Source organism: Burkholderia sp. AW49-1, assembly GCF_053427845.1.
Map to the genome: position 1 here is coordinate 152601 of NZ_JBSAXF010000014.1, position 10386 is coordinate 162986.

The following is a 10386-nucleotide window of genomic DNA, read 5'->3' on the forward strand; positions in this document are numbered from 1 at the left end:
GGACGTTCCTCGCAGGCAGGCAATGAGGGGAAGGCATCGCGGGTATAGCCGCAAGGCTAACACCCCGTCGCGACGCGTGCCGCGTGCCGCGTCACGCAGAGCCGAAGCCGCGGCCGGCGCGCGGATGCGAAAACGGACGCATGGCGCGCCCGTCGTCCGTTTCGATGTGTCGCCCGCGCGGCGCTCGGAACCGCGTTACCCGATTACCCGAGCAAATACCGCAGCAGGCCGGCCGACACGACGCCGACGATGACGGTTGGCAGGATCGACAGGCGGGTCGCCGCGATCAGCGTGACGGCGAGCGCGAGCAGATCGGCCGGGCGCGTCGACACGAAGGCCGGCGCGATCACCGAGATCAGCACGCAACCGGGCACGTTCTCCATCACCGACGCCATCCGCGGGCTCAGCGTGCGGTTGCGCAGCAGCACGTAGCCGAGCACGCGCGACAGGTAGGTCGTCGACGCCATCAGCACGATGGTCGCGACCGTCGCGAAGTCAGGCAGCATCGCGCGGTTCCCACAGCAGCGCGGCAATCAGCCCCGCGCACGCGCCGGCCGGGACGTACCACGCGCCGGGCACGGCCAGGTGCGTGGCGGCCGCGACGACGAGGCTCACGAACCACGGACGGCTCGCGCGCATGCCCTTCCACATCCCGCGCAGCAGCACCAGAAACACGGCCGTGAACGCCATGTCGAAGCCGTACTGCTCGACGTCGCCGATCGTCGGGCCGACCGCCGCGCCGAGCGTCGTCATCGAAATCCATGTCAGGTACAGGCCGGCGCACACGCCCGCGTAATACGGGACGCTGATGTGCGTGGCCGAGCGTGAGCGTGCGTCGGCAAGCGACATCGCCCAGCTTTCGTCGCACATGAAGAACAGCGCGGCGAACGCGCGGCGGCGCGGCAGGCGCCGGATGTACGGCGCGAACGCCGCGCCCATCAGGATATGACGCGAATTCACGAGGAACGACATCGCGACGATCAGCGCGATGTGCGGCGGCGACGTCCACAGATGGATCGCCGCGAATTCCGAGCCGCCGCCGAAATTCAGGCCCGTCATCATCGGGACCTCGAACAGGCTCAGCCCTTTTTGCGCGGCCTGCGCGCCGAGCACCAGCGCGAACGGCACGAAACCCAGCATGACGGGCAGCGCCGCGCGCAATCCGCGGCCCATCTCGGCGACATAGGCGGGCCTGTCGCGAAGCCCGGACGACGTTGAAACGCTACTGCTCATTACTCCTCCTTCGGGGGAGGAGGATTGTCTGCTTTTTTGACTCGAATCGGATTGCGTTGCGGATCGATATTCACGAGAATTTGGCATTGAGTGAGCGATTCGCGAATTTTTTGGAATTTGATGCCAATGAAGCTTGACGCTATCGATCGGCGGATCCTGAGCGCGCTGCAACGCGACGGCCGCATGCAGAACGTGGAACTCGCGCACGAGGTCGGGCTGTCGCCGTCGCCGTGCCTGCGGCGCGTGCGGCTGCTCGAGGAAGCGGGCGTGATCGAGAAATACGTGGCCGTGCTGAACCCGGCGAAGGTCGGCAAGGGGCTGACGATCTTCACGCGCGTGTGGCTGAAGGGGCAGGACGCCGAATCCGTGAACCGATTCGCCGAGGCCGTCCAGCAGATGCCGGAAGTGGTCGAATGCCACCTGATGGCCGGCGACTGCGATTTCCTGCTGCGCGTGGTGGCCGCCGACATCGACGACTACCGGCGCTTCCAGATGGAATACCTGACGCGCATCCCGGGCGTGCTGAGCGTGAAGACCGACATTCCGATGCAGAAGGTCAAGCTCACGTCGGCGCTGCCGACGTAACGCGGCACGGGCGCGTGACGACGATTCGGCGAATCGTCGCCGGCCAGTGACATTTGGCCGATACACTGGGAGGACGAGCCGCTTCGCCGCGCACCGCCCGCATCACGGTGCGACTTCGATGCACAAGCAACTAACGGTCAACCGCAAAGGAATCGACGAACACGCGCGCTGCGCGCCATGCGATCCGCCGGGCGGTGCGTCCTTCTTGTCGAGCCATTCATGCAGCCATTCAACAATCCGTGGAATTCGCTGGAAATCGTCAAGCTCGTGCTCGGCGTGCTGACGCCGTTGTCGGTTGCGTGTCTCGGCTGGCTCGTCGCGCGCCGATTGAAGCGGCTCGAGCTCGTGCAGTGGACCAACCAGCGGCTGATCGAGAAGCGCCTCACGCTGTACGACACGGTCGCGCCGCAGCTCAATGCGCTGCTGTGCTTCTACACGTGGATCGGCTACTGGAAGGACATCTCGCCGGACGACGTGATCCGCGCGAAGCGAGAACTCGACCGCACGTTTCACATCTACCGCTACCTGTTCGACGACGACGTGTACGACGCGTATCACACGTTCATCCACGCGTTGTTCGAGATGCATACTGGGCCGGGGCGCGACGCGCGGATTCGTTCGCTGATCCAGGCGCCGGACGGCGACCGCCGCGTGCACGGCACGTACGAGTGGAAGGCCGCGTGGTCCGAGCGGTTCTCGACCGCGAACGTGACGGACAAGGCCGATGTGGTGCGGCACTACACGCGGCTGATGGAGCGGCTGCGCGTGGCGCTCGGCGCGAATCGCTGACGATTGCGCGCGTGCGCCGCGCGCCGGTACCGGAATTTGCTACCGGGCGGGGCCGATTGATCCCTTCATGCATGCGGCCATGTCCACTCGCGTGAGGTTCGCATGTTGATCGACACGGGTTTTCAGCCGCTCATGGTGCGCCGGCCGGGGATACGCCGGCGCCGTCTTCCAGACATCGCATCGAGTGACGCGAATTTCTCGCGCGTCAGTCGATCGTATTCGGTACGGACTTCGGAGTCGGCCGGTTCACGATTCAATTCCGTCCCGCCACCGCGAGCCGGGCGGCCAATCCCACGAACACCGTTCCGAGCAGATACCGCGGCAGCTTCGACGGTCGGCGTCGCGCGCCGATGCGCTGACCCAACCGGCTCGCGGACAGAATCACCGCGCCGTTGACGACGAGCCCGATCGCATTGAGCACCGTGGCGAGAACGAGGATCTGCACGGCGATCGAGCCATGTTCGGGACGCACGAATTGCGGGAACAGCGCGAGGACGAACAGCGCCATCTTCGGATTCAGCAGGTTCGTCATCACGCCCTGGCGGAAGATCGCGGCGGTCGAATGGCGGCGAGGCGACGCGGCCGGCGACGGCGCGGTCGCATCCGAACGGAATGTCTTCCATGCGAGGTAAAGCAGATACGCGGCGCCGGCGAATCGCACGGCGTCGTACGCGACTGGCACCGCGACGAAGAGCTGAGACAGCCCGAGCGCGGCTGCGAGCGCATGACAGTAGGTGCCGACCTGAATGCCCGCGAGCGTGGCGAACCCCGCGCGGCGGCCCTGGCTCACGCTGCGCGACGCAATCAGCAGCATGTCGGGGCCGGGTGTGGCGGTCAGCGCGAGACACGCGCCGGAGAACAGCGCGAGCGTGGAGAGGTCGATCATGGAAGTCCCTTTGTGCCAGAGATGCCTGAAAGGGAGGTCAGTTTAGGAGCGCACGTGGAACGGGTCAATCGACCGGACGGCCGATCGTCAACGTATTTGTTCCGTCTTCCGCGCGACGACAAACGCATGCCATGCGAGCAAGCGCGAGGAATCACGCGCACTCGCCGTCGCGCCGCAGCGCGCCGATCACTGTTTCCGGCAGGCCACCTGATAATCGATCACGGTATTCGCCGACGGCATGTCCGGCTCGCCGCCGGCCGTCGTCACACCGAGCACGCCGGCCGCGCTCCGATACCGCAGCGCGCAATACCCCATGCCGGTGCCCGAGCACGCTTCGGCTTCGATGATCCCGTGCTTCGCGAGCGTGGCCGCGCCGTCCGCCGGGTCCGGCTTCTCGCGCGGACGCAGCGGCTGCCAGCCACGCGAGATCAGGATCTTGCGCGCCGTATCGAGCGGCTTGCCGTACACGTTGGGCACGACTGCACGGCCGTGGCAGTACGTGCGTTCGGCGGCGACCGCCGTCAGCCGCAAGCCGCCATGCTCTTCGCGGAGCTCGCCGACGGGCGCCGACGGGCCGTCGCCGCCCCAGACCAGCAGCGCGCCGCTTTCCAGCGACTCGACCGAGCCGAGCTGCCAGCCGGCCGAGCGCGCCGTATAGCCGAGCGCGACGAGCGTCGTGCCGTCGAAGACGCCTACGTTTGCGTTGCGCGCGTAGCAGATCGCGCTCGTCCCCGGCTTGAAACCGCTCGCGAACGTGACGACCGTGTAGCGGCCGAGCGGCGCTTCCGACGTCACGATCCAGCCGAGCTTCGCGACGTCGCGGCTGGCCGCGGTTGCGGTCTTCGCGCGATATCGCGCACAGAATGCGTCGAGCGTGCCGTTCTCCGGCGAGCGCGGCAGCGCGCCGAGCGGAACCAGGGACGCGCCGGCGATATCGGAAGCCGTGTGCAGCGTCTCGGCGGACGCCGCGCCGCCGAGCGCGACGCACGCGAGGGCGACGAACGATGCGACACGGCGGGTGAACGGCCGGACAGTCATGCGACGCATGTGGAGGGTCTCCGGGAAAGGACGGGCATCGACCGTTTGCGTGCGTGCCCGTCGCCGGGCATTCAGGCCTTCGCGACCACGTCGATCCGCAGCGCGTCGCCGCCGTCGACGATCGCCAGCAGACGATCGACGTTCGGGTGTGCGCCCGGGCGGTTACGTGCGTCGACGGTGTGCTCCGCGAACACGGCGAGGCCGTGCTCGGCGGCCTTTGCGTCGAGCGTGCCGAATGCCTGCTTCAAGTAGTTGTACACCGCGAGCGAGCCCTGCTTGCCCGGCTGGTTATCGATGCTGGCGACCACGTCGCCGTTCGCGCCGACGAGATCGATGCGCGCGACACCGTCGATGGCCGGCAGTTGCGCGAGGTTGTCCTTGAATACTTGGGTCGGTTGAATCACTGAAACACTCCGTCGGTTCGGTCATGGGTCGATCGGCCCGTATCTTATCCGATCGACATGCCCGCTTCGCGCGCGCGGTCGATGTCGGGGCTGCGATAGGCGCGCTCCGGAATCTCGGCGAGCCGTGACGCATGCACCTGATGCGGCGCGAGGCCATAGAACTTCTGAAAACTCATGATCAGCGGCGACCATTTGTCCGGATCGATGCGGTCCGGATGACCGTCCATCAGCAGGTCGGGATGTACGTGAACGCGCTGGATGCGCACCTCGAACACGCGAATGCGGCCGCGCAGGTCGGGTGCTTCTTCGCCGATGCCGTGCGTGGCGGCAACCACCGCTTCCAGATGCACCGGGCATTCGAGCGCGCGTGGCGGGGCGACGGTCTGCGAGGGCGTCTCGGTGAGCCCGGCGGTGCCGAACTTGTCCGGTTCGTACACGTAGCCGCGTGCCTGCTTCGACTCGGGCACCGGATGCGTGCCCGTCGTGCGCGCGATGCGGTCGACCGCTTGCGCCTGCGCCGCCGACGGCAGGTTCAGCACGCATTCGCCGGTGCGCATCAGGTTATGCGTGGTCTGCGAGCTGGCGGCGAGCCCGAGCATGCCGCGCCAGCCGAGCCAGAACGCGGACGACATCGGCGCAAGATTGGCCGTGCCGTCCGGATTCAGCGTGCTGATCAGCACGACGGGCGTGCCGAAATAGAGGATGTTGGGTTCGGTGACGCAATGCGAGGCGTTCATGGTCGCTCCTTCGTTGACGGGATCAGTTCGCATGCTGATCGCGTCGCCGCCGCGCGGCGCTCCGATTCTTGTCGTGTCATTCGCGCGGCGCGGCGCGGCGCAGCCGCCGTCGGCATCGTGCGTGCTTTTCCGCTACAGTAAGCAATCGAAGGTCGCATGTGCCGCCCACGCCGGCACGCGGCGGCCACGTTCCGCAATTGCACACGAGGGACTGATGGACATCGAGCAACGCTACACCGCCAACGCGCCGACGCGCGCGGAAGTCGACGCACTGGCCGGTGCGACCGTCATCGAATTCGGCACGAACTGGTGCGGAATCTGCGCGGGCGCGCAGCCTGCGATCGTCGCGTCGTTTTCCGCGCATCCGGCCGTCCGGCACCTGAAGATCGAGGATGGCCCAGGCCGGCCGCTCGGCCGCTCGTTCGGCGTGAAGCTGTGGCCGACGCTGGTATTCCTGCGCGACGGGGTCGAAGTCGCGCGCGTCGTGCGCCCGGCCGATGCCGGACAGATCGAGGCCGACGGCTTCGCCGCGCTCGCCTGAGGCCGTCGTCGTGCAACAGGCCATCACGCACATCGGCGTCGACGCGCGCGGCAGCGGCCTCGTCGAGTTCACGCCGCAAGTGCGCGCATTCGTCGACCAGCAGGCGATCCGCACCGGGCTGCTGACCGTGTTCTGCCGCCATACGTCCGCGTCGCTGCTGATCCAGGAGAACGCGGATCCGTCCGTGCAGCGCGACCTCGAACGCTACTTCGCGACGCTCGCGCCCGAGGACGACACGCGCTACGAGCACGACACCGAAGGCCCCGACGACATGCCCGCGCATCTGCGCACGGCGCTCACGCAAGTGCAGCTGTCGATCCCGATCGAGCACGGACGCATGGTGCTCGGCACGTGGCAGGGCATCTATCTGTTCGAACATCGTCGCGCCGCGCATCGGCGCGACATCGTGCTGCATTTGATCGGCGAGTAAGCGGGAAACGCGCAACGGGCGGCCGGAACGCCTGCCCGTCATGCATCGCGTCCGCGCTCAGCCGAGCAGCTTCTCGACGAGCGCGCCGAGTTCGCGCAGGTGAACGGGTTTCGGCAGGAATTCGTCGAACACCCGCTGGTTCTCGCGCAGCGCGGCCGATTCGTACGCGCTGACACCGAGGATCGACGGAAACTTTCCGTCGTCGTCCGGTTGCGCGACCATCCGGATGCGGTGCGCGACTTCGAAGCCGCTCAGGTCCGGGAGTTCGAGATCGAGCACGACGAGGTCGTAATGCGTGTCGCCGAAACGGGCGATGCCTTCCTGCCCGGTGCCGCACAGATCGGCGTCGAGGCCGAGCGCCGACAGCATTGCGCCGAGCGTTTCGCGCGCGTTGTCGTTGTCGTCGACCACGAGCGCGCGGCGGTTGCGATGCGCGGCGACGGCCGGCCACGCGGGCGCGTCGCCGGTCGTTTCGCCGGCATCCGGCACCTCGGCCGGCAGCGTCACGACGAACTCGCTGCCTTCGCCGACGACGCTGCGCACGTCGACGTGGCCGCGCAGCGTCGTCACGATCTCGCGCACGACCGCGAGCCCCATGCCGATTCCGTCCACATGCAGGCCGACCGCGTCGTTCGCGCGGTAGAACGGCTCGAAGATCTTCGGCAGATGCTGCTTCGCGATACCGGCGCCCGTGTCCCGCACCGCGAGTTTCAGTTGGCGGCCGGCCGGCGCGTCGACGAGCATGATCGATACGTCGATCGATCCGTCGACGGTGTATTTCACCGAATTCTCGATCAGGTTCGACAGCACCTGACGCAACAGCTTGCGATCGGAGCGGATCGCGAGATCGTGAGGCTCGACGCGCTGCGCGACGGCGATTCGCTTGGCCAGGATCTTCTCGCGCAGCGGATCGAGCACCTCGGCGAGCAGCGACGCCATGCCGACCGTTTCGGTTTCGGCGAGGCGCTTGGTCGAGCGCAGCTTGATGTAATCGGTCAGGTCCTTCACCAGCGCTTCGAGCGACGACGCTGAATTCTGCAGCCGCCGGATCGTCTTCAGGTTTGCGTCGGACTGCGGCCGCGCGAGCAGGATCTCGATCGAACCGCAGATCGCCTGCAGCGGCGTGCGCAGTTCATGGCTGACCATCCCGAGAAACGCGTTCTTCGCCTCGATCATCTCGAACGCGCGATCGGACGCCTTGCGCTCCGCATCGAGCGCCGCGTCCTGTCGTTCGAGCAGGTCGTCGCGCGTGCGCATCGTATAGAACAGCAGCAGGAACAGCGCGCACAGGATCACGCCGAGGATGATGCCGAGCGACAGGATCGCCCGCTGCTTTTCCTTCAGCTGATGAAACGTGAAGTCGCGCTGCGCCATCTCGATCGCGCGGAAGTAGTTTGCAAGGCCGTTGACCTTCGGCCAGTACGCGTTGACGTCGTCGATCACGCGCGGCGCATCCTTTGGCGCGTCGCGCAGCAGCGGCACGTCGTGCTTCAGGCGCGCCATGAATGTGCCGAGCACCGCGATTTCGGCGCGCGCGCGCGGGATGCGCAGCCAGTATTCGGACACTTCGGACGGCCTCTGCAGGAATCCGAACGATACCGACAGGCTGTCGAGTTGCATCTGCACGTGGTCGAAGTCGTCGTCGACGTGCGTCGTGTAGAGGATCAGCTGGCGGTCGAAGCGCGTGTAGGCGTTCCGGTATTGCGCGGCTGTCCAGAACACGCCTTCACGCGGCCCTTCGAGCACGCCTTCGTTCACCGAAGTCGCGAGCAGATCCCACAGGAGGAATGCCCATGCGGCGAATCCCAGGATCCACAACGATCCCAGGATGAGGATGATCTTTCTGTTCTTCCACCGCCCGCGCATCATGTCGCGCGCTTACTTCACGGTCAGGCCGATGATCTGCCATGCGAACTTGGCTTCGCCGAGCGGCGTCTTCAGCTCGTCGGGATACTGGTCGCGCGGATACATGATCCACAGCGGGCCGTAGTTGTCGTTGCCGAGCACCTTGCCGTTCATCGTGCGCGCGAGGATCACGCCGTACTTGTCGGCATCCGAAACCGGGATCGTGAACGTGTATTCGTCGATGCAGCGGAACTCGATCTGCGTGCCGTGCGCGTCGACGGTCTTCAGCACGTCGGACAGGCGCGGGCCGGTGAAGGTCGACTTGGGCGTCCAGCTCGTCGACGTGACGATCGTATGCTGCGGCAGCGCCATCAGCGCCTGCTCGGTAAAGACGAATGCCGTCCTGCCGGGCTGGTTGCTGCGGCCGATCTTGCCGTCGACGGTGAACGTGAACGACGCAGCCCAGCTCGCGGCGGCCATGCCGAGCAGGACGGCCGTGGCCAGGCTCTTGATCCAGATGGTCGAAATTCGCATGAGTTTCCCCTTGATCGTGTTCGTGTGGTGGTGTTCTTGTCGTGGTCTCAGTTCGCGGCGGCGGCCGCGGCGGCCGGCAATGTGATCTTCAGTTCGCGCGCGACTTCGGCGAACAGGATCGGCAGGCGCACCGGCTTTTCCTCGCAGCGCGCGTTGTAGTGCGACACGATGTGCGCGATTTCGTCCTCGCTCGCTTCGCCGGTGGAGATCTTGCCCGTCAGCAGGAAGATCGGCGCGCCGCCGTTCTCGCTCGAGCGGATGCCGCGCACGAGCTCGGCGGCCGTCTGGTCGCCGAGCATCCAGTCGAGGATGTAGCCGTCGAAATCCTCGACTTCCAGTGCCTTGCGGAACGACGCGCCGTCATGGTACGGAATCGCGTTCACGCCTTTTTCGATGAAGTATTCGCATACGGTTTCGGCGACGTCCCGCGAATCGTCGACCACCGCGATCCGCGCCGCATACACGGTGGGCTGGCTCGAGCGCAGTTCGATCACGTCGACCGGATGGAGGCGGCCTTCGCGCGCGTGCTGCCGTTCGGTGACGATCCATTCGCCCTGCCACTGCAGCGCGACGAAGTCCGTTTCGGTCTGGCTGTTGGCCTTCGCCGAGATCGCCGCGCGGCAGCGGAAACGACGCGACTCGATCACAAGCGTCGCGTCGATCATCTCGACGGCGGCCGGCTGCGTGCCCTTGTCGTCGAGCAGGAGCGCGGGCGGCACGCCGAAGTGCGTCGCGATGTCCTGCAACTGCGACAGGTTCCACGGGATCAGGCCTTTCATCTTGCGCGTGACGACCGAGAAACTGAGGCCCAGCACGTTCGCGATCGTCGTGTTGTGACTGCGCGGCGGGATGCCGTTGCGCGTCAGCAGATCGCGCACCTTGGTTGCGGTAATGAGATCGACATTGGCCTGCTCGCTATTGGACATCTCGACGGGGTCTCCTTGGTTTGAGCGACGAAGAGCATATTCAAAAGTGACGCAATGCGCAAACTTTGAAATCGCGAATCACCTTGACATGCCATTTTTCTCCATTATTATTGCTCACCACGTCACTATTGTTCGCTGCGTCAGGTTTGGAGGCCGGTGTCGACCGCGGTCGGCCCAGCGAAAAGCGGCGACCAGCGCGTGACTGAACGATTCGAAGAGAGAGCCTGAGAGAGCCTTGGACTGCGTGTCGGCGTGGGTGAATTGTATTCGCCCCGCCGCGCGCAAGCCGGGTGCGCGCTCGCGGGGGTGAGATAGCGCGAAGCAGTGCGGCGCAAATAAAACGTGGGGAAAGTAAAAATGGTTCGCCGTTTACTGGCACCGGGGTTGCTGTTGCTGTTGGCCGCGTGCGCGCAGGATCCGTCCGTCACCGGGAACACG

General features: G+C 66.0%; 13 protein-coding genes and 1 pseudogene. 5 read left to right on the forward strand and 9 right to left on the reverse strand.

The annotated features are described in order from the left end of the window. Positions 1–203: 203 nt before the first annotated feature. Both ACV22W_RS21650 and ACV22W_RS21655 read right to left on the reverse strand, forming a co-directional pair. Positions 204–506, reverse strand: coding sequence for an AzlD family protein (locus ACV22W_RS21650; RefSeq protein ID WP_082721853.1), 303 nt, complete (start codon positions 504–506; stop codon positions 204–206). Further along, positions 496–1233 (reverse strand): AzlC family ABC transporter permease, encoded by a 738-nt coding sequence (locus ACV22W_RS21655; RefSeq protein ID WP_448021625.1) that lies wholly within the window; start codon positions 1231–1233, stop codon positions 496–498. The genes ACV22W_RS21650 and ACV22W_RS21655 overlap by 11 nt, the downstream gene beginning before the upstream one ends. Before the next feature lie 126 nt (positions 1234–1359). Between ACV22W_RS21655 and ACV22W_RS21660 the strand changes: the two genes are divergently transcribed. Continuing rightward, positions 1360–1818: an Lrp/AsnC family transcriptional regulator gene (locus tag ACV22W_RS21660; RefSeq protein ID WP_006486309.1), complete on the forward strand. Its 459-nt coding sequence runs from the start codon at positions 1360–1362 to the stop codon at positions 1816–1818. A 219-nt stretch (positions 1819–2037) separates the two neighbouring features. Then, the gene (locus ACV22W_RS21665) at positions 2038–2607 is read left to right on the forward strand and encodes a hypothetical protein (RefSeq protein ID WP_448021626.1); all 570 of its coding nucleotides are present in this window, start codon (positions 2038–2040) and stop codon (positions 2605–2607) included. Positions 2608–2860: 253 nt separating this feature from the next. On the opposite strand, the gene ACV22W_RS21670 is transcribed toward ACV22W_RS21665, so the two are convergent. The 4 genes from ACV22W_RS21670 to ACV22W_RS21685 form a co-directional block, all read right to left on the reverse strand. Beyond that, on the reverse strand, positions 2861–3493 hold the full coding sequence (locus ACV22W_RS21670; protein WP_448021627.1) for a LysE family translocator: 633 nt from the start codon (positions 3491–3493) through the stop codon (positions 2861–2863). Positions 3494–3679: 186 nt separating this feature from the next. Then, positions 3680–4540: a hypothetical protein gene (locus ACV22W_RS21675; protein WP_448021629.1), complete on the reverse strand. Its 861-nt coding sequence runs from the start codon at positions 4538–4540 to the stop codon at positions 3680–3682. A 62-nt stretch (positions 4541–4602) separates the two neighbouring features. After that, complete coding sequence (locus tag ACV22W_RS21680; RefSeq protein WP_448021630.1) at positions 4603–4935, reverse strand: DUF2322 family protein; 333 nt, start codon at positions 4933–4935, stop codon at positions 4603–4605. Positions 4936–4979: 44 nt separating this feature from the next. Continuing rightward, positions 4980–5672: a flavin reductase family protein gene (locus ACV22W_RS21685; RefSeq protein WP_448021632.1), complete on the reverse strand. Its 693-nt coding sequence runs from the start codon at positions 5670–5672 to the stop codon at positions 4980–4982. 214 nt (positions 5673–5886) lie between these two features. On the opposite strand from ACV22W_RS21685, the gene ACV22W_RS21690 reads away from it, so the two are divergent. After that, entirely contained in the window at positions 5887–6213 is a 327-nt protein-coding gene (locus tag ACV22W_RS21690) for a thioredoxin family protein (protein WP_059533691.1), read from the forward strand. A 10-nt stretch (positions 6214–6223) separates the two neighbouring features. Then, complete coding sequence (locus ACV22W_RS21695; RefSeq protein ID WP_059464957.1) at positions 6224–6643, forward strand: secondary thiamine-phosphate synthase enzyme YjbQ; 420 nt, start codon at positions 6224–6226, stop codon at positions 6641–6643. Between the two features lie 57 nt (positions 6644–6700). Here ACV22W_RS21695 and atsR read toward each other — a convergent pair whose 3' ends face one another. From atsR to ACV22W_RS21710, 3 genes are read right to left on the reverse strand one after another with little or no spacing between them, the layout of a single operon-like run. Beyond that, complete coding sequence (gene atsR / locus ACV22W_RS21700) at positions 6701–8512, reverse strand: hybrid sensor histidine kinase/response regulator AtsR (RefSeq protein WP_448021634.1); 1812 nt, start codon at positions 8510–8512, stop codon at positions 6701–6703. A gap of 9 nt (positions 8513–8521) precedes the next feature. Next, positions 8522–9022 (reverse strand): molybdopterin-dependent oxidoreductase, encoded by a 501-nt coding sequence (locus ACV22W_RS21705; RefSeq protein ID WP_448021636.1) that lies wholly within the window; start codon positions 9020–9022, stop codon positions 8522–8524. Positions 9023–9069: 47 nt separating this feature from the next. Then, complete coding sequence (locus ACV22W_RS21710) at positions 9070–9948, reverse strand: response regulator (protein ID WP_448021638.1); 879 nt, start codon at positions 9946–9948, stop codon at positions 9070–9072. 357 nt (positions 9949–10305) lie between these two features. On the opposite strand from ACV22W_RS21710, the pseudogene ACV22W_RS21715 reads away from it, so the two are divergent. Beyond that, a pseudogene (locus ACV22W_RS21715) lies at positions 10306–10386 on the forward strand (sel1 repeat family protein); the annotation flags it as partial.